This window comes from Streptomyces sp. NPDC048001 (genome assembly GCF_043203115.1).
GTDB lineage: Bacteria > Actinomycetota > Actinomycetes > Streptomycetales > Streptomycetaceae > Streptomyces > Streptomyces sanyensis.
Map to the genome: position 1 here is coordinate 473,244 of NZ_JBIDBN010000001.1, position 17,228 is coordinate 490,471.

Annotated in this window: 18 protein-coding genes and 1 tRNA gene; 8 read left to right on the top strand and 11 right to left on the bottom strand. The window is 73.5% G+C overall.

The annotated features are described in order from the left end of the window. From ACGF15_RS01960 to ACGF15_RS01980, 5 genes are all read right to left on the bottom strand, one after another. A complete protein-coding gene (locus ACGF15_RS01960; RefSeq protein WP_392796578.1) occupies positions 1-1,062 on the bottom strand; it encodes a YeiH family protein in 1,062 nt (353 codons plus the stop codon). Continuing rightward, complete coding sequence (locus ACGF15_RS01965) at positions 1,062-1,634, bottom strand: cysteine dioxygenase (protein ID WP_392796579.1); 573 nt, start codon at positions 1,632-1,634, stop codon at positions 1,062-1,064. The genes ACGF15_RS01960 and ACGF15_RS01965 overlap by 1 nt, the downstream gene beginning before the upstream one ends. 118 nt (positions 1,635-1,752) lie before the next feature. Further along, positions 1,753-2,658 (bottom strand): LysR family transcriptional regulator, encoded by a 906-nt coding sequence (locus ACGF15_RS01970; RefSeq protein ID WP_345608834.1) that lies wholly within the window; start codon positions 2,656-2,658, stop codon positions 1,753-1,755. 258 nt (positions 2,659-2,916) lie between these two features. Beyond that, positions 2,917-3,732, bottom strand: coding sequence for an SAM-dependent methyltransferase (locus ACGF15_RS01975; RefSeq protein ID WP_345608837.1), 816 nt, complete (start codon positions 3,730-3,732; stop codon positions 2,917-2,919). A gap of 285 nt (positions 3,733-4,017) precedes the next feature. Next, entirely contained in the window at positions 4,018-4,380 is a 363-nt protein-coding gene (locus ACGF15_RS01980; protein ID WP_392796580.1) for a MerR family transcriptional regulator, read from the bottom strand. 125 nt (positions 4,381-4,505) lie between these two features. Between ACGF15_RS01980 and ACGF15_RS01985 the strand changes: the two genes are divergently transcribed. Next, positions 4,506-4,991 (top strand): hypothetical protein, encoded by a 486-nt coding sequence (locus ACGF15_RS01985; protein ID WP_392796581.1) that lies wholly within the window; start codon positions 4,506-4,508, stop codon positions 4,989-4,991. A gap of 30 nt (positions 4,992-5,021) precedes the next feature. Here the strand turns inward: ACGF15_RS01985 and ACGF15_RS01990 are convergent, their stop codons facing one another. Then, positions 5,022-5,609: an isochorismatase family protein gene (locus ACGF15_RS01990; protein WP_392796582.1), complete on the bottom strand. Its 588-nt coding sequence runs from the start codon at positions 5,607-5,609 to the stop codon at positions 5,022-5,024. A gap of 84 nt (positions 5,610-5,693) precedes the next feature. Beyond that, the gene (locus ACGF15_RS01995; protein WP_392796583.1) at positions 5,694-6,023 is read right to left on the bottom strand and encodes a deoxyxylulose-5-phosphate synthase; all 330 of its coding nucleotides are present in this window, start codon (positions 6,021-6,023) and stop codon (positions 5,694-5,696) included. 696 nt (positions 6,024-6,719) lie between these two features. Between ACGF15_RS01995 and ACGF15_RS02000 the strand changes: the two genes are divergently transcribed. Then, the gene (locus ACGF15_RS02000) at positions 6,720-7,535 is read left to right on the top strand and encodes an N-formylglutamate amidohydrolase (RefSeq protein WP_392796584.1); all 816 of its coding nucleotides are present in this window, start codon (positions 6,720-6,722) and stop codon (positions 7,533-7,535) included. Positions 7,536-7,645: 110 nt separating this feature from the next. Here ACGF15_RS02000 and ACGF15_RS02005 read toward each other — a convergent pair whose 3' ends face one another. Continuing rightward, positions 7,646-8,842, bottom strand: a complete 1,197-nt coding sequence (locus ACGF15_RS02005; RefSeq protein WP_392796884.1) for an RNA-guided endonuclease InsQ/TnpB family protein — start codon at positions 8,840-8,842, stop codon at positions 7,646-7,648. A gap of 156 nt (positions 8,843-8,998) precedes the next feature. Here ACGF15_RS02005 and ACGF15_RS02010 point away from each other — a divergent pair, with 156 nt between their 5' ends. Further along, positions 8,999-9,493: an NUDIX domain-containing protein gene (locus ACGF15_RS02010; protein WP_345608849.1), complete on the top strand. Its 495-nt coding sequence runs from the start codon at positions 8,999-9,001 to the stop codon at positions 9,491-9,493. A 178-nt stretch (positions 9,494-9,671) separates the two neighbouring features. Here the strand turns inward: ACGF15_RS02010 and ACGF15_RS02015 are convergent, their stop codons facing one another. Both ACGF15_RS02015 and ACGF15_RS02020 read right to left on the bottom strand, forming a co-directional pair. Beyond that, positions 9,672-10,811 carry a winged helix DNA-binding domain-containing protein gene (locus ACGF15_RS02015; RefSeq protein ID WP_345608850.1) on the bottom strand — a complete coding sequence of 380 codons (1,140 nt, stop codon included), beginning with the start codon at positions 10,809-10,811 and terminating at the stop codon, positions 9,672-9,674. A gap of 130 nt (positions 10,812-10,941) precedes the next feature. Continuing rightward, complete coding sequence (locus ACGF15_RS02020) at positions 10,942-12,585, bottom strand: alpha-amylase family glycosyl hydrolase (protein WP_392796585.1); 1,644 nt, start codon at positions 12,583-12,585, stop codon at positions 10,942-10,944. Between the two features lie 243 nt (positions 12,586-12,828). Here ACGF15_RS02020 and ACGF15_RS02025 point away from each other — a divergent pair, with 243 nt between their 5' ends. The 4 genes from ACGF15_RS02025 (at position 12,829) to ACGF15_RS02040 (ending at position 15,189) form a co-directional block, all read left to right on the top strand. Further along, positions 12,829-13,320 (top strand): DUF2975 domain-containing protein, encoded by a 492-nt coding sequence (locus ACGF15_RS02025; RefSeq protein ID WP_362615381.1) that lies wholly within the window; start codon positions 12,829-12,831, stop codon positions 13,318-13,320. After that, a complete protein-coding gene (locus ACGF15_RS02030) occupies positions 13,320-13,541 on the top strand; it encodes a helix-turn-helix transcriptional regulator (protein ID WP_362615380.1) in 222 nt (73 codons plus the stop codon). The genes ACGF15_RS02025 and ACGF15_RS02030 overlap by 1 nt, the downstream gene beginning before the upstream one ends. A 316-nt stretch (positions 13,542-13,857) precedes the next feature. Continuing rightward, positions 13,858-14,331, top strand: coding sequence for a hypothetical protein (locus ACGF15_RS02035; RefSeq protein WP_392796586.1), 474 nt, complete (start codon positions 13,858-13,860; stop codon positions 14,329-14,331). 297 nt (positions 14,332-14,628) lie between these two features. After that, positions 14,629-15,189 carry a YrhB domain-containing protein gene (locus ACGF15_RS02040; RefSeq protein ID WP_392796587.1) on the top strand — a complete coding sequence of 187 codons (561 nt, stop codon included), beginning with the start codon at positions 14,629-14,631 and terminating at the stop codon, positions 15,187-15,189. Between the two features lie 305 nt (positions 15,190-15,494). Here ACGF15_RS02040 and ACGF15_RS02045 read toward each other — a convergent pair. Next, positions 15,495-15,582: transfer RNA gene (locus ACGF15_RS02045), tRNA-Leu, on the bottom strand. A 168-nt stretch (positions 15,583-15,750) separates the two neighbouring features. On the opposite strand from ACGF15_RS02045, the gene ACGF15_RS02050 reads away from it, so the two are divergent. Further along, on the top strand, positions 15,751-17,079 hold the full coding sequence (locus ACGF15_RS02050; protein WP_392796588.1) for a DUF2254 domain-containing protein: 1,329 nt from the start codon (positions 15,751-15,753) through the stop codon (positions 17,077-17,079). Positions 17,080-17,228: the final 149 nt, after the last annotated feature.

The following is a 17,228-nucleotide window of genomic DNA, read 5'->3' on the forward strand; positions in this document are numbered from 1 at the left end:
TCAGCCGCCGGCCAGCAGCACACCTCCGTAGGAGGCTCCGGCGACCACCACCCAGGCGGCCAGGCCCAGCAGGGCGACCCGGCCTCCCCCGCGCACCAGCGACGGCAGCCGCACCGCGCTTCCCAGGGCGAACAGCGCCGCGGCGAGGAGCAGTTCCCGCACCGCATGGGCCCCGCCGAGGACGGCGCCGGTCAGCAGCCCCGTACTGCGCAGGGCCACCGCCGCCAGGAAGCCGAGGACGAACAGCGGCACGAGCGGGGGCCGCCGCGCCCCTCCCCGGGCGGTACCGGGCGCGGCGGCGTCGGCGGGCTGCCGCAGGCGGCGGCGCACGGACAGGGCGACCACGGCGACGACGGGCGCCAGGAGGGCCACCCGCATCAGCTTGACCATCACGGCCTCCCCCAGTGCCTCGGGCCCCGCGGTCCGGGCGGCGGCCACCACCTGGCCGACGTCGTGCACACCGGCGCCGACCCAGCGGCCGAACGCCGCGTCACCGAGCCCCAGGGGCCCCTGGAGCAGGGGGAGTACCAGGACGGCCAGGGTGCCGCAGAGGGTCACCAGGGCCACCGCGGCGGCCGCGTCGCGCTCCTCGCTCTGCCTCGCCTCGGCGACCGCGCCGATCGCCGAGGCGCCGCAGATCGCGTATCCCGCGGCGATCAGCAGGGGCTGGTCGCCGGGGAGGCCGAGTCTCCGCCCGAGCCACCAGGTCCCGAGCAGCGTGGCACCGACCACCGCGGGCACCGTCAGGGCGGTGGCCCAGCCCAGGCCCAGGATGTCGTCGAGGCCCAGCGCGAGGCCCAGCAGCACGATGCCGACGCGCATCAGCCGACGCCCCGCGAAGGTGAGCCCCGGCCGCGCCCGGCCGCGGACCACCGCGCCGAGTCGGGGCAGATGGGCCGCGGCGATACCGAGGACCAGGGCCGTGGTGAGCAGCGGCACCCCGGGCAGCAGCAGGTGGACCGCCCAGGCGGCGGCCACGGCGGCGGCGGCGAGGGCGAGCCCGGGCAGCGGCCCGGGCGGCGCGGCCCGCCCGGTGGGGGGCCGCGCCCTCAGCAGGGCCATCAGCGGTCGGCGGGCAGGTCGTAGACGCGTCGGACGCTGGTGCCGAGCCGGGAGATGTCGGCTCCGTAGACGTGCAGCGAGAGGGCGGTGCCGGGTCCGGCGTTCCACACCCGGTGGATGTCCCCGGGCGGGGCGAAGCCGCAGACCTCGCCCCGGTGGTTGACCGCCTCGGCGGTCGCGAGGAGGTGCGCGGGAGCGGAGGGGCCGTCGCCGGGGACGAGGCGGTACCGGCGCTCCCGCTCCTCGCCCTCGTGGACGCCGGTGGTGCACCAGGCGACGTGGTCGTGCACGGACGTGCCCTGCCCGGGGAGCCAGACCAGGGCGACGAGGGAGAAGCTGCCGTCGTGCTCGGCGTGCAGCAGGTGCTGGCGGTACCGCCGAGGGTCCCCCTGGCGCTGCTCGTCCGTGAGCAGGTCCCGCTCCCCCAGGTGGGGGGCGAGGGCCTCCCCGGCCGCCCGGGCGGTGCCGTCCGGGCACAGGCCCGGGCGCACCGCCCGGCGCACGTCCTCGATCAGGCGCTCGGCGCGCGGGGTGAGACGGGGTGCGGTGTACGCGGAGGGAAGTGTGGTCATACGAAGAGGCTCGGGGTGCCCTTCCGCCGCGTCCAACGACCGTTTCTTGGACTCCCCGTCGAAACGCTTATGGTTCGGGAGGCGCCTCGCCGCCCCCAGGCGCCCGGCCCGCGCGCGGTCAGCAGCCGGACTTGTTCGCGGCGACCGCGCGCAGTTGCTCTAGGACCGCCGCCGTGGCGGGGATCCGCAGGTGCTCGCGGAGGACGTAGGCGAAGATCCGGCGTCGGGTGAGCGGCTGGAGCGGGCGCCCGGTGACGGCCGGGTGGCGCAGGAAGGTCAGCACCAGCGCGGGGATCATCGCCACGCCCAGCCCCTCGGCGACCAGGCCCTGCACGGCCAGGTTGTCGTCGGTGGTGAAGGCGACGTCGGGGACGAAGCCCGCCTCCGCGGACTCGTGCAGCAGGTTGGCGCGGCACCGGGGGCATCCGGCGATCCACCGCTCGCCGGCGAGGTCGTGCAGCCGCACGGCGCGCCGCCGGGCCAGCGGGTGCCGGGCGGGCAGCAGGACGGTGAGCTGGTCCTCCAGCAGCGGTATCTCCACCAGTTCCTCGGGCACGTGCTCGTGGAGGCCGGGATAGGTGAAGGCGAGGGAGATGTCGCACTCTCCGCGGGCCAGGCGGCGCAGGGAGGCGGGGGGCTCGTCCTCCAGCAGGTCGACCCTGATGCCCGGGTGGGCCGCGTCCAGTCGGGCCAGGGTCTCGGGCACCAGGGTGGCACCGGCGCTCGGGAACGCGCACAGCCGCACCCGGCCGGTCTTCAGCCGGGCCAGTGCGTCCATCTGCTCCTGCGCGGCGGCCATCGAGTCGAGGATGCCGCGGGCGTGGCGGGCGAACGACTCCCCGGCCTCGGTCAGCCTCATGCCGCGGCCCACCCGGACGAACAGGGCCGATCCCACGTCCCGTTCGAGGGCCTTCATCTGCTGGGTGACGGCCGGCTGGGTGTAGCCGAGGGCACGGGCGGCGGCCGAGTAGGACCCGGTGCGGACCACCTCGTGGAACGTCTTGACGTGCCGTGAGTCGAACACCGGCGCATCATAGGCCCGCGCGAACCATAAGGAGCGGTTGGGGACACGCGTCCTTCTCCGCCGCGTGCACTCCCGCCCCGCCCGGCACCCGCGCCCCACCCGCCCGGCGCCCGCGCCCTCGCGGCATCCGCCCGAGGCCCGCACGCCGTCCGCCCGAGGCCTGCCCGTCCGCCGTGCCCTCGCGGCATCCGCCCGGCGCCCGGCGCTCCCTGCCGCCCCCGGACCGGGGGCGGCAGGGGGCTCCGGGCGTACGGCCGCTCAGGGCTTGCGGCCCACGGCTCCGTACAGGGAGATCACGGCGCCCTCCAGCACGGCCTCGTCGACGGCCAGTTCGGGGCGCCACCCGGTCACCTGCACGACGCCGGGGTCGACCAGTTCCAGGCCCTCGAAGAAGCGGCCCACCTCGGCGTGGGTGCGCGGCGCCAGGGTGACGCCGCTCGCCTTGTACATCTGCACGCCGGTCATCACGGCCGCCGGGTCGAGGTCGGCCGTGAGCTGGGAGAGCACCAGGTAGCTCCCCGAGGGCAGCGCCCGGACCAGCTCGGCCACCAGGTCGTAGGGCCGGTCCTCGTCGCCCAGGAAGTGCGTCAGCGCCACCAGCGACAGGGCCAGGGGGCGGTCGAAGTCCAGGGTCCTGCGGGCCTCCTGCAGGATGCGCCCGGGGTCGCGGACATCGGCCTGGATGTAGTCCGTCGCCCCCTCGGGGGTGCTGCGCAGCAGCGCCGCGGCGTGGGTGAGGACGATGGGGTCGTTGTCGGTGTAGACGATCCGCGCGGCCGGGTCCGCGGCCTGGGCTATCTGGTGCAGGTTCGGCTCGGTCGGGATGCCGGTGCCGATGTCGAGGTACTGACGGACGCCGGCCTGCCCCGCGAGCCAGCGGACCACCCGCTGCATGAACCAGCGGTTGGTCCGTGCGACGTGCTGCGCCGTCCCGTCCACTCCCATGATCCGGCGGCCGAGCTCCTCGTCCACCGGGTAGTTGTCCTTGCCGCCGAGGTACCAGTCGTAGACACGGGCCGGATGCGGCCTGCTCGTGTCGATCCGCGAGAAGGCGGCCGGATCGGTCCCGGTCATGGTCGGACTCCCTCACTGGTGGGCGTGCGGGGGACGGGCCACCCGCAGCGGTCGACCAGTGATCTTCGCAGGCGGGCGGGACGGGGGCAAGCAACTCCGTTGCGCAGTGCGGTGATTGGCGAACGCCGGCCGCGAAGGGGCGGAGCCGGACGAGGACGGGGACGGGGACGGGGCCCGCGACCTGATCCGGCGCGCGGACGCCCGGCCCGGCGCCTGCCCGGTCCGGCGCCCGCCCGGCCCGGCGCCCGCCCGCCCGGCCCGGCGGCCCCGGGCGGCCCGGCGGGCTCAGTCGGAGCTTCCCGTCAGCACCGGGCAGGGGACGCCGAGACGCGCGTCGAGGTCGGCGCGCAGGGCCGCGAGTTCGGCCATGCGCTCGTCGATGAGGCGGATCCTCTCGCGCAGCAGCGCGTCCAGCGCCCCGGCGGCGTCCGCGGCCCCGCGGACGCCTTCGCCGTGCTGCGCGATCTCCGCGAGGGTGAAGCCGAGCCGCCGGGCGGTGCGGACCTGCCGGAGCCAGTCCACCGTCTCCGGCGGGAAGTCCCGGTACCCGTTGGGCAGTCGGCGGCCCTCGACGAGCCCGAGCTTCTCGTAGAAGCGGATGGCGTCCCGGCTCATCCCGGCACGCTCCGCCAGTTCGCCGATACGCATCGCCGCCTCCGCCGGGCCGTGGAGTCCGTGCACCGGGCCGCGGTCGCCGTCCGGCCTTGACCCTGGAGCGTACTCCACTGTTTACGGTCGGGCTCCACCGAAGACCGACCGAGCAGGAGCCCGCCGTGACCCCCTTCCCTCCCCTGACCGCCTCGCACCGCTATCTGCGGCTGGTGCGTGCGAGCGCCTGGTACGACCTGGTCGTCACCGCCGGTTTCATGACCCCGTGGACGTACACGCTGCTCCACCGCGCGCTGTCGTGGTCGGGTGAGGCGCTGGGCCTCGGCGGAATGCCCCCGCTCGACCCGATGCAGACGCTCTACGCCAACCTCATGGGCTCGGTCGTGGTCGTCTGGGCCCTGCTGCGCCTCACCGGGACGCGGGCCGTGCACGGGGTCTTCGACGGTGCGGCACGGGTGCTGTTCGCGCTGTGGCAGGGCTACGCCCTGGCGCACGGCGCGCCGCGGCTGCTGTGGTTCTTCCTGGTCGTCGAGGTCGCCTTCGGCGCGGTGCAGCTCGCACCGTGGGTCCGCCGCCGGTCCCGGCGCGCCGCGGGTTCCGCCCGGGCGGGGAGGGCCGCGGCCGGGTGGCCGGGTTCCGCCCGCAGGTGAGGGGCGGCGCGGGGCGGCGCCGCCCCGCGGTCAGCGCGGCGGCACCGCGGGCGGGCGGGTGAAGCGCACCTCCGCCGCGCGGGGGACCACCTCCGCGTCGCTGCCCAGGGACCACTCGGCCACACGTGAGACGACCGCCGCGGGCACGGCGTCGGCGATGCCCGGCGCCGCCGGGATGTCGTGGGTGGCATGGGCGTCGTGCGGCAGCACCACACGGTGGTCCCTCGACAGTGCCGCCTGCGCGGTGGCCCGGACGCACATCTCCGACATCAGCCCGCAGACCGCGAGGGCCGTCACGCCGCGGTCCTCCAGCAGCCGTTCCAGCGGGGTCCCCTCGAAGCCGTCGTCCTCCTCCTTGCGCACCACCGTCTCGTCCGGGCCGCGCACGACCGCGTGGTGGAGTTCCCAGCCCGGTGTGCCGGGCTCGTCCTCCGCGCCGGGCGGCCCGTCGTTCTGGAGGTGCACGAGGAGGGCCCCGGCCGCGCGTGCCCGGGTGATCAGATCCGCCGTCCGCGCCAGCAGCCGCTCGGCACCGGGCACGGCGCCGTCCCCGGCCACGAAGGCGCGTTGGACGTCGACGACGAGCAGGGCCTGCACGGGCGGGGGGTGTTCGCTCATGGCGGCATCATCACCGCCGCCGGCCCGCTCCCACCACCGGATATCTCGTCCGCGCGCAGGCGGGACCGGCCGGGCCCCTGCCGGTCAGGGGAGTTCGGGGCGTACCAGCGCCCGGGCGATCGGCTCGCCCGTGCGCTCGGCGTGCACCATCCGCTCGCGGACCTCCCGCAGGGTACGGGGGCGGTATCCGGGACCCCCGCAGCAGCCCGCGCGAAAACGCACGCCCGCGTTCAGCAGCACGGACAGCGTCCGCCAGGCGGCCCGGTCCCGGCGCGGCGGAGGCGCGAACGCGGAGCCCGCGTGGACGAGCGGCGCGGCGCAGCGGGGGCACACCCGCTGCCGGGACGGGTCGGAGTGCTGCTTGTAGGAGGCGCGGCAGGGAAGGCAGACGTAGGAGGTTCTCGACGGGGGCATGCGCATCAGGCTAGGGCCGCGCGGGCCGGGGTGCACCGGGAATTTCCCGGCGCCTGAAGACCCCGGCCGCGTAGCCCGCGCCGGTGAGCGAATCGGGGTACACGGACACGGCGGGGCGCGCGGTCACCCTGCACGAGGTGGACGACGGGAACTGGCGGGCGGTGGCCGACGTCGCACCGCTGGACGGGCAGTGCGCGCACGCCCCCGCACGGGCCGCGCGCCGTCCGCTGCTCTCGATGCACGGCGGGGTGTGGAACTCCCTCGCCGTCCGCGTCGACGGCAGAGTCGTGGGGCAGGTGACGGGGGCACGCGACGAGGACGGCCCGTACGGGATCGGCGGCCTGCCGATCGACGGAGCGGAGCAGGGCCGGGGGTGCCGGACGGGCGGCGGCGGCCGCACTGTCCGGACGGCTGGCGGCGCGCCGGACTGCCGCGTCCTGCGCCTGTCCTACGCGCCGGGGAACACCGCGGCCGGTCGGCCGTACGCCTCGCTGGGCTCGCGTCACGGGGGACACCGAGGGCGAGGGCGAGGAGATGGTCGCCGAACTCGCCGCGGAGCGGGTGCCCCCGCCCTCCTCCGTCGCGCTCCCCCGCTGCTGAGGGCCGCCGCCCGGCACCCGGCCCGGCGGCGCGGCGGGCCTTCCGCACGGATGAACGGGGGTGCCGTGCCCGCCCGGCATGCGCTTCCATGACGTCATGACCACACGCGACGACGCTTCCTTCCACGTCCTGCCGGGAGCTGCCGGCTCCCCCGTGCTCCTGCACGTGCCGCACTCCTCGCGCGCTCTGCCGCCCGAGGTACGCCAGGGGATCCTGCTGGACGACGAGGCGCTGGAGCGCGAACTCAACCTTCTCACCGACGCCCACACCGCCGAGTTGGCTGCGAGGGCCGCCGGGCTGGCGCGGGAGAGGCCCTGGCAGTTCGTCAACCGGCTGTCCCGGCTGGCCGTCGACCCGGAGCGCTTCCCGGACGAGCGGGAGGAGATGCTCGCCGCCGGGATGGGCGCCGTGTACACACGTACCGCGCACGGGCGGCCGCTGCGGGCCGGGGACTTCGACCCCCGCGGGCTCCTCGGGCGCTACTTCGCCCCCTACGCCCGGGCGGTGGCCGAGGCGGTGGACGACCGGCTCGCGGCCACGGGGCGGGCCGTGGTGATCGACGTGCACTCCTACCCCAGTGCGCCACTCCCGTACGAGCTGCACGGCGACGGCCCCCGGCCGCCCGTCTGCCTCGGTACGGACCCCTTCCACACACCGCCGTGGCTGCGGGAGGCGGCGCGCAGGGCGTTCGACGGCTTCGGCGGAACGGGCCTCGACAGCCCGTTCGCCGGGACGTACGTGCCGCTGGAGCACTACGGGCGGGACCGGCGGGTCGCCGCCCTGATGGTGGAGATACGACGGGACCTCTACATGGCCGAGCCGGGCGGCCCGGCCGGGTCCGGAGCGGAGGCGCTCGCCTCTGCGCTGGCCGTGCTGGCCGACGCGGCGGCCGTGGCGGAGGCGGGTGCCTGAGGCACCGTCATCACCCGCCGGGGCACCGCGGCGCCGCCCCCTCCGCTTCGGACCGGGCGGGCGGCAGACTGTGGGCTTGACTTCCTCGCCCTCCTGAAGGAGGGGGATTCCTACGGCTCGCGCCGTGGGGTTTTCTGCTTCATCGCCGACTGCCTGCCCGGAGCACTCCGTTGAGGTCTTACACCAGCTCCACAGACAGACGCCGTCAGCCCGACGGCCAGAATGTTCTTCGCCCCGTTCACGTCCCGGTCATGGGTCGTCCCGCAGTCGCACGTCCAGGTGCGGACGTTGAGCGGCATCTTGTCCTGCAAGGTGCCGCAGACGGAACACAGCTTCGAGCTGGGGAACCAGCGGTCGATCGCGATCACTTCGCGGCCGTACCACTGGGCCTTGTACTCCAGCATGCTCCGGAACTCCGACCACGCGGCATCGGAGATGGCGCGGGCCAGACTGCCGTTCTTCACCATGTTCCGAACGGCGAGGTCCTCGATCACGATCGTTTGGTTTTCACGAACGAGCCGAGTGGTGAGCTTGTGCAGGTGGTCACGCCTGCGGTCGGTGATGCGTGCGTAGACCTCGGCGGCCTTCCGGCGTGCCTTGGCCCGGTTGGCGCCGTCGCCCTTGGCCTTGCGGGCAAGCTGCCGCTGGGCCTTGGCGAGACGGGCACGGTCGCGTCGCTCGTGCCGGGGGTTGGAGACCTTCTCCCCAGTCGACAGCGTCAGCAGGTGGTCGAGGCCGACGTCGATGCCGACGGCTGTGCCGGTGGCGGGGAGCGGCTGGACGGAGGGGTCCTCGACCAGCAGGGACACGTACCAGCGTCCGGCCGCGTCCTGGGACACGGTCACCGTGGACGGCGACGCGCCCTCGGGCAGCGGACGGGACCACACGATGTCGAGCGGCTCAGCCATCTTCGCCAGGGTCAGCCTGCCGTCCCGGAACCGGAACGCGCTGGTCGTGTACTGCGCCGACTTCCGCGACTTCTTCCGCGACTTGAAGCGCGGGTACTTGGACCGCTTGCCGAAGAAGTTCGTGAACGCCGTCTGGAGATGGCGCAGGGCCTGTTGGAGCGGGACGGAGGAGACGTCGTTGAGGTAGGCGAGTTCCCCGGTCTTCTTCCAGGCCGTCAGCATTGCCGACGTCTGGTTGTAGTTCACCCGTTCCTGTCGCGTCCACGCTTCCGTGCGTGCGGCCAGGGCGAGGTTGTAGACCTTCCGCACGCAACCGAACGTGCGGGACAGCTCTGCTGCCTGCACGTCGGTCGGATAGAAGCGGTACTTGAACGCCCGCTTCGCGTGGGTGGTCTTCAGGGCTCACATGTTACCGCATCAGCTTGTGACCGAGCGCGGGCAGTTGAAAGTGGACGCCGGTCCGCCCTGGCGGCGAACCGGCTATCCCTGCCCCGCTCCGCAAGAGCTTCGTTTCCTCCCCCGGCCGAAGCCGCGGGTATCCACAAAGGAGACTCGATGAACGGATCACCCTCGGCCGAGCGCCCGGAGCGGGTGTCGCCCTCGCCCAACGGGCTGATCGGCGTGGGCGTCGCCCTGCGGGATCCCGCCGGGCGGGTCCTGCTCGGCCTCGGACACGACGGACGCTGGGAACTCCCCGGTGGCAAGGTCGATCCCGGCGAGCGGTTCGAGGAGGCGGCGGCCCGCGAGGTGGAGGAGGAGACCGGGCTGAGGCTGGACCCCGCGGCCATCACCGTGGGCGCCGTGCTGCTGGACGGCGAACGCGGGCTCACCCGCGTGACGGCCGCGGCCACGGCCCCGGCGGCCACGGGCCTCGCGAGAGTGCGCGAGCCGGACAAGATCGTCCGATGGGAGTGGTTCGTCCCGGACGAACTGCCGCAGCCGGAGCGGCTCTTCGCTCCCTCGGCGGCGGTGCTGCGCCACTTCCTGCCCTCGCTGCCCCGGCCGTCCGGGGGCCCCGTGTTCCACCGCCTGCCGGTCGGGGGCGCCTGAAGCAGCCGCCGTAGCCGCAGCGCCCGGGCACCCGGCGAAGGCCGGTTCCCGGATGCGCGGGCACCGCGGGTCCCGCGCCCACCGACCGGGCCGGGTCACCTGCCGCGCCGGCGCCCCGTTCGGCTCCCGCTCGGCCCGTCTGCTCCTGTCTGCTCCTGTCTGCTCCCGTCAGCTCCCGTCAGCTCCCGACGATCCTCTGCTCGGCATGGGGGAGCCCCTTCTCCCACCAGTGCCCGTAGCGGCGGTAGACGCTGCGGTCCCGGGCGGCCAGCACGCCGCAGAGGCCCTCCGCCTCCTCGGTGAGGCCCCGCCACGCGGCCCTGCCGAGCCGGTGGAAGGCGGTCAGCTCCACTCCGGCGCCGACCGCCCGCCAGACACCGGCGACCCGTCCGTCGACGAGCAGGCAGGGCAGCACATCGCCGTTGCGCCGGACCGTGAAAGGACGGTACTCCGGGGGCATCAGCCTGCCGGGGACGGCGTGCGCCAGCAGGGTGCTGTCCCACATCGGCAGCAGCCTCGGGGGCGCGGGGGTGTCGTCGGCGGGCACCCCCGACCCGGCCACGTCGAGGACGGGGGCCCGCGGGGAGCCCGCGACCTGTACCACCCGGTCGCCGAGTTGCCGCACCGCCCTGGCGATCACGGAGCGCGTCAGCAGGGTGAAGCGGGCGAAGTCCTGGGCCGACGCGGGGCCGAACGCGCGCAGGTAGGCGAGCAGCAGGTGCCGGACACCGCCATCGGTGTCCGGCCCGTCGGCCGCGGGGGCTGCCGGGGAGGCGCGGTAGGCGTTGCGGTGCCCGAAGGCCCAGGACCCGCCGGTCGGCGCGTGGTGGATCGGTGCGTAGGTGCGCAGCGCCCACCACATGCGGTGCGCGTGCTCCCCGTGCCGTGCCGTGACCTCCCGCTCCACCTCGGCGCCGGTGCGCGGCCGGCGGAGGTACGCGGCGAGATCCGGGAGCAGCGCGTCGGCGTCCTCGGGTGCCAGCCCCGTCGCGGCGAAGCGGCGGTCGTGCAGGCGCGAGGCCCGCAGGGTGGCGAGCATGGCCGCACGGAAGGGCTCGTAGTCCTCGGCGTGGACGGCGTGCAGGGTGATGCGCATGAGGCTGGCCTTGACGATCCGGCCGTCCGCGAAGGCGGCGTCGAGGTCCTCGGGCGCGAAGTCCCGTACCCGGTTCCACAGGGCCAGGTAGGGGGAGGCGGGTTCCTGTGCCTGGAGGGCGCAGACCCGGCGGACGGCCTCGGCCACGTCGAGGTGCCGTCGTTCGAGCAGGAGCTGGCGATCCAGGGTGGCCAGGGCGAGCTGTCGCGCCGTGAGACTCATGTCAGGACTATGTCACCGGGGTGCTCCGGGGGCCGGGGCGGGGCCCGTCCCGTGCGGTGCTCCGGGAACCGGGGGTCCCGTGCGGTGCTCCGGGGGCCGGGGCGGAGCCCGTCCTGGAGCGGCCGTCCGGTCAGGGGAGTTCGAAGACGCCGAAGCCGTGGCCCTCCGCCGCCACCCGCCCCGCGCCGACGCGGACGCCCTCCACCAGTACGGGCCGCGCCGCCGCCGTGCCGGGGAGGTCCGATCCGGCCGGTTCGCGGCGCGGGTTGACGACGACGAGGTAGCGCTCGCCGCGGACGTAGGCGAAGGGGTAGCCGGAGGCCAGCACGCGGACGGCGCCCCGGGGCCCCAGTTCGGGGGCGGCCCTGCGCAGGGCGATGAGCCGGCGCACGAGGTGGAGCAGGGAGGCGGGGTCCCGGCGCTGGGCGGCGACGCTGGGGCGGTCGGGGGACGGGTCGAGCGGCAGGTAGAGCGCCTCTGCGGGGGCGGTGGAGAAGCCCGCCCCGGGGGTGTCGTCCCACTGCATGGGGGTGCGGGACCCGGCCCGGTTGTACCGGGGGCCGAGCATGGAACCCTCGTGGTCGGGGAGCCCCTCGACATAGCGCATGCCGATCTCGTCGCCGTAGTAGACGGCGGGCAGGGTGGGCCAGGTCAGCAGGAACGCGAAGGCCGCACGGAGCTGTTCGGCGGTGCGGGGCCCGGAGGCCAGACGGGAGAAGTCGTGGTTGGCGGTGGGCAGGGCGATCACGCCCCCGCCCGCGAGACGGGCCGCCTCCGCGGCGGCCCGCCAGTCGCCGAGGAAGGTGCCCACGGCACCCGCGCCCTCGGCGTCGAAGTAGGCGGGCAGCGGTGCCCAGTGCTCGTGGACCGTGCCGGTGCCGTTGCTCCACAGCGAGCGCAGCGCCAGCCCGTCGGCGTCTCCGCCGAACTGGAGGAGGAAGTCGGCGTGGAAGCCCGCGGCGAGCGCGGCTGCCGGGTCCCCCCACTCCGCGATCAGCACCGCCTCCGGGTGGGCCCGGTCGAGCCATGCCCGCTGCTCCCGCCAGAGCCGGGCGGTCTCGGCGTGGCCGGGGTCGTCCTTCACCAGGGAGGAGGCCATGTCGACCCGGAACCCGGACACCCCGAGGGCCAGCCAGTGGTCCATGGTCGTGCGGAGCGCTCCGCGGTTCGCCCGGGGCCCTTCGGCGTCGACGGGCAGGCGCCAGGGCTCTGCGGGGTCGGGGCGGGCGTAGCCGTAGTTCAGGGCGGGCTGGCTCGGGAAGAAGTTGGGCCGGTACCAGCCGCGCCGGGTGCCCGGGGACGCCTCGAAGCCCTCGCCGGGCCGCTCGTCGGTGTCGGCCCAGATGTAGCGGTGGTCCCCGGGGTCCCGGGCGGAGCGGGTGAACCAGGGGTGCCGGTCGGAGGTGTGACCGGCGACGAGGTCGAGGAGTACGCGGATGCCGCGGGAGCGGGCCCTGTCGACGAGCCGGGCGAGGTCGCCGGTGGTGCCGTAGCGGGGTGCGACGGCCAGATGGTCCGTGACGTCGTAGCCCGCGTCCCTGAACGGGGAGGCGAAGCAGGGGTTGAGCCACACCGCGTCCACCCCGAGCCAGGCCAGGTGGTCGAGGTGCTGCTCGATACCGGCGAGGTCCCCGATGCCGTCGCCGTCGGAGTCGGCGAAGGACTGCGGGTAGACCTGGTAGAGCACGGCGTCCTCCAGCCAGGCGGGGCCGGTGCGCCCGGGGCGGGCGCGCGGGTGCGCCCGCCGTCCGTCCCGGCGGGGCGGGGTCGTCATCGGGGGGCCTCCTTCGGTCCGCGGGAGCACCCGCCCGGGGCGGCGCTCCGCTCCGAGCAGGCCCCTCTCCGACGATGGCGCGCGGTCAGGGCCGGCACAAGCCCGCGGGGCGGGGCCGCCGGCCGACCGCGGGGCGGGGAAGGGCGCCCGTGGGCGGGACCACCGCCCGCCCCTCGGCCCGAACCTTGCCTCACTTATCGATATTCGATAGATTCTTGTCGTGGTTCGATGGAAGGACGGAGCATGGGACGACTGACCGTGCATGCGCTGCGCGCCGTGATCGCGCTGGTGTTCACCGGCGCCTTGTTGGTTCAGGCACTGATGGCGTGGACCCTGGTCAGCGGAAACGATCCGGAGGACGGGGCACTCCCGCTGACTTGGCTGCGCGTCATGACGGTCCTGGGCATCGGGACGGCCCAGGTCGCCCTGGTCTGCATCTGGGGACTGGTGACGAGGGTGCGACGCGGAACCGTCTTCTCCCACGCGGCCTTCCGGTACGTGGACGTCCTGATCGGCGCGATCGTCGCGGCCGCTCTCGTGTGGTTCGCGGTCACGGCCCTCAACGCGCCCGGTCAGCGGGACGACCCGGGCGTCACCCTCGTGATGGGCGGCATCGGCGTGGCCATCCTGGGAGTCGCGCTCATCGTGGTCGTACTGCGGACACTGCTCGCCCAGGCCGTCGCCCGCGACGTCGAAGCAGCGCGGATGCGGGCCGAGCTGGACGAGGTGATCTGATGCCGATCGCCGTCGACATCGACGTGATGCTGGCCAGACGCAAGATGTCCGTGGGCGAACTCGCGGACCGCGTGGGAATCACGCCCGCCAACCTGGCGGTACTCAAGAACGGCCGCGCCAAGGCCGTGCGCTTCTCCACGCTCGCCGCGCTCTGCGAGGTGCTCGGATGCCAGCCGGGAGACCTGCTTCGCTGGGAGGCCGAGGACACCACGACCGGATGAACCGCGCCCACCGACGCGCCACCACCGGTGAAAAGGGGGGCGACCACGACCTGATACGACTGAGCGTGAACGAAATCCGCCGCCTGCCGGCCAAGGTCGTCCACACCGTCCGACACGAGGCCGAACACGTCCCGCACTGGTCACGCCGGCGCCGCCGCCATCAGCACCGAGCCCGCCTCAGCCACTACCGCCGCCGCAGCCACCGACCCCCACAACCACGTCAACAGAACGGGGCCTGTGATCTCCCGCCCCGAAGCCACTTCACACCAACCGCGCGCCGAACGTGCAGTTCACGCGTGGCAAGGAGCGACAGGGCATGATGAGCCATGGAACGATCAAGGTGGGCGACATCTTGCGTGTCAGCTGTGTCTTCGCTCCCACACGGGTAGTCGAGATCTCAGACCGGCACGTGTCCATCGCCTGGCCATGGGAGCAGATCGATCCTGACTCCGAAATCCGGTGGAACGGCCACTACGCGATCCCGCGCACGCAAGGCTCTTACGAGTCTCGGCTCAGCCTCTTCCAGACCGATCCTGCCCCCTGGACGCTATCTGCGGGTGACAGCTGTGGCGTGGGTATTCCCGAGCAGTTGGTACGGGTCATCGGCATCGAGCACTGCGATCCACCTCAAGAGGTTGGGTGGCTGCCGCGCCCTCACACGATGCTGATCGTGCTACCCGCCGATTACGAGGACCCTCAAGGGCTCGCTGAAGGCGACACAATCTCCGCACCGTCTGTGGCGCCGGTCAGGTTCGAGCGCGTGCAGCAAGAAGAAGCTCCCGGGGGCTGACAGGCCAGCCGGATTGGCCGGGTAGTCGCGGACCACGGCAACTGCGGCTGCAGCACGAGAAGAGAGTGTTCCGTGTACTCCGTCAGGACAGGACTGATCGCTGGCTTCGCTCCCTTCGAGCGGTTCTGGCTCAGCATCTGTGGCGGAGGCACGGCAAGTGATCGTTCGGAACCCCATCACCCGGAGAATCAGCAACGTCGCTTGGCGCCGTCCACGTGTGTCCACTGTGGTCCGCGAAGACGTGAAGCGAGCAGGAAACCGGTGGTAGCCATCCAAGCCCTACGGGATGCTGACAGAATGATCGAGCGAGATGCCGCGGTTCAGATCGTCGAGGAAGAGCTGGAACGCGACTACCAGCGGGAGCTGTCGCTTGGGGTTGACCCGATCCGTATGACTGTGTCTCATATAGAGCAGCATGAGCTGGTATGGATCGTTTCCTGGACGTCTGCGGAGTATCTGCGCACCCGCAATCCAGACTTCGCGCTGGCCGGGAACGGACCGTACCTTGTTGACCGTGTCGACGGAAGCCTGCACCAGATCGGTGTCGCCTCCGCAGTCGTGGACGCGTGGGAGGCGGACTACCGAGTTCGTATGCGAAGTCAGGTCACACGGACCGCAGTAGACGATCTGCACGAAGAGGTCCGGGCGGTGGCAGAGGCCCGTGGGAGGGTTCACGCCATGCACACCCTGCGCCGAAAGGTGCCGGCGCTCTCCCACGCTCAGATCATCGAATACGTGACCGCCTTGCAGCATGGCGATGCTCCGGCGCACCTGGTAGAGGCTTCCTCCAGGGAGCTGGTGCCGTCTGCCGATCCGTTCTCGTCCGTGGTGACCATCCGCAGAGCTGAGAACCGTTGAGGCGGTAGGGGCTGTCGAGCAACGAGACTGAGCGTTCGCGGTGACCAATGCCCGTCACATGGTCGCTGTCATCGCAGGAGCACCACCCGAGAACGACAGGACTGCACCGAGCCACCACAGTGTCCCGAACCCCCGAGAACGCGGGCGATCCGGGCCCCGGCCCGGCCCGCGGGAGCCAGACCGACCACGGCCGGCGTCGTACCTTTCCCTGCTCCGACCAGGCGATTCCCTGGGCCGTTGGTCGCACGGCCGGTCGCACCGCAGCCCGGAAATGCAAAAAACCCCAGATCAACTGGGGTCTCTGCTGGTGTCCGAGGGGGGACTTGAACCCCCACGCCCGATAAAGGGCACTAGCACCTCAAGCTAGCGCGTCTGCCATTCCGCCACCCGGACCAGGCGGTCGGCCCCGGTCTCCCGCGGCGACATGGACAACAATACCAGGGGTTCGCGGCGCCCCTCACCCGCATTTGCCGTGGTCAGCGACGCCCGGACGCACCATCCACGACACCCCTCGCCGTGTGTGCCCACGCGTGCACGCTGCGTGGGGATAGCGTCGGCGGTGTGAGCACCGGCAGCCCTCCCACCCCCCGCCGCACGCGGCAGCCGCGCCCTCTCTCGCCCCTGCGCGAGCATCTGCGCGACACGTTCTGGTTCGCCCCCACGGCCGCCCTGTTCCTGGTGGGGTTCGTCTGGAGCGGGGCGCAGGCGCTCGACGAGGCGATCCTCACGGAGCTCCAGCAGGCCGGGCAGGACGAGGCCGTGCGGACCCTGGTGTCCTGGGCACAGGACGCCAGGGCGATCGTGACCACGATCAGCTCGGCGATGATGACCTTCATCGGCGTGGTCTTCAGCATCTCGCTGGTGGCCGTGCAGATGGCCGCGGGTAACTTCAGCCCGCGGGTGGTGCGGTTGTTCACCCGCAGCCGCATCAGCAAGGCGACCTTCGCGGTGTTCCTGTCGACCTTCGCGCTCTCGCTGCTGGTGCTCACCTCCTACGACAGCGAGACGGACCCGGCCCGGGTGACCTCGGTGCCCCTGGTCCAGAGCCTGCTCACCCTGCTGCTGGTCGGGCTCAGCCTGCTGCTGTTCATCGCCTACGTCACCCAGACGCTGCAGCTGATGCGCGTGGGCCCGGTGGTGGACCGCGTGCTGCGGGAGTCGCTGACCGGGCTGACCCGGATGCCCGTGCAGCCGCCGGACCGCTCGGACCTGCCGCCCGAGAGGGGGCGGCTGGAACACCGGGGACCTGCGGGGACGCTGCGGGACGTGCATGTGGCCCGGCTGGTGCGGGCCGCCCGGCGCAAGGACGTGGTGCTGCGGCTGATCCCCCGGATCGGCGACTACGTGGTGTCCGGGACCCCCGTCCTGGCGGTGCACGGGCACGGGGCGGAGGCGCCCTCGACGGCGGTGCTGCGGTCGGCGGTGTCCGTCGGGGTGGAGCGGACCTTCCACATGGACCTCGGCTTCGGCCTGCGGCAGCTGGCGGACATCGGGCTGAGGGCGGTGTCACCCGGCGTCAACGACCCCACGACGGCCGTGCAGTGCATCGACCGGATCGTGGCCTACCTGGCGGTCGTCGCGCACCGCCCCCTGGGCGCCGTGCACCATCGGGACCGCGGGGGCGCGGTGCGGCTGGTGCAGGAGGGCCCGGAGTGGGAGGACCTGGTCGACCTGGGCTTCGCCGAGCTGCGCGGTCGCGCCGTGGACGACCCGCAGGTCTCCCGGCGGCTGATGGCGAGCTTCGAGGACCTGCTGAGGATCGTGCCGGCGGAGCGGCGCGGTCCCCTGGAGCGGCACCGGGGCCTGCTGGTGCGGGCGGTGACCGGCGAGCAGCCGGTCACCGCCGACCGGGTGTTCGCCCTGGAGCCGGACCGCCAGGGGATCGGCTGAGGAGCGCCCCTTCGGAGGGGGACCTGCACGGGCCCGCCGTGCGCCGTGACGCGCGACCGCGAGGGGCCCGGGGACCCGCGGGGACGCGCCCACCGCGGGCCCCCGCACCCCCGGCCCGGCACTTGAGCGCCCCAGGGCTTCAGGACTTC

Bases quoted from the DNA above. Each gene is read 5' to 3' on its own strand.
- ACGF15_RS02030 (WP_362615380.1), top strand. From the start codon at position 13,320: ATGCCGATCGCCGTCGACATCGACGTGATGCTGGCCAGACGCAAGATG.
- ACGF15_RS02035 (WP_392796586.1), top strand. From the start codon at position 13,858: ATGATGAGCCATGGAACGATCAAGGTGGGCGACATCTTGCGTGTCAGC.
- ACGF15_RS02025 (WP_362615381.1), top strand. From the start codon at position 12,829: ATGGGACGACTGACCGTGCATGCGCTGCGCGCCGTGATCGCGCTGGTG.
- ACGF15_RS01975 (WP_345608837.1), bottom strand. From the start codon at position 3,732: ATGACCGGGACCGATCCGGCCGCCTTCTCGCGGATCGACACGAGCAGG.
- ACGF15_RS01960 (WP_392796578.1), bottom strand. From the start codon at position 1,062: ATGGCCCTGCTGAGGGCGCGGCCCCCCACCGGGCGGGCCGCGCCGCCC.
- ACGF15_RS01980 (WP_392796580.1), bottom strand. From the start codon at position 4,380: ATGCGTATCGGCGAACTGGCGGAGCGTGCCGGGATGAGCCGGGACGCC.
- ACGF15_RS02000 (WP_392796584.1), top strand. From the start codon at position 6,720: ATGACCACACGCGACGACGCTTCCTTCCACGTCCTGCCGGGAGCTGCC.
- ACGF15_RS01965 (WP_392796579.1), bottom strand. From the start codon at position 1,634: ATGACCACACTTCCCTCCGCGTACACCGCACCCCGTCTCACCCCGCGC.
- ACGF15_RS02020 (WP_392796585.1), bottom strand. From the start codon at position 12,585: ATGACGACCCCGCCCCGCCGGGACGGACGGCGGGCGCACCCGCGCGCC.
- ACGF15_RS02040 (WP_392796587.1), top strand. From the start codon at position 14,629: ATGATCGAGCGAGATGCCGCGGTTCAGATCGTCGAGGAAGAGCTGGAA.
- ACGF15_RS02015 (WP_345608850.1), bottom strand. From the start codon at position 10,811: ATGAGTCTCACGGCGCGACAGCTCGCCCTGGCCACCCTGGATCGCCAG.
- ACGF15_RS01995 (WP_392796583.1), bottom strand. From the start codon at position 6,023: ATGCCCCCGTCGAGAACCTCCTACGTCTGCCTTCCCTGCCGCGCCTCC.
- ACGF15_RS01990 (WP_392796582.1), bottom strand. From the start codon at position 5,609: ATGAGCGAACACCCCCCGCCCGTGCAGGCCCTGCTCGTCGTCGACGTC.
- ACGF15_RS02010 (WP_345608849.1), top strand. From the start codon at position 8,999: ATGAACGGATCACCCTCGGCCGAGCGCCCGGAGCGGGTGTCGCCCTCG.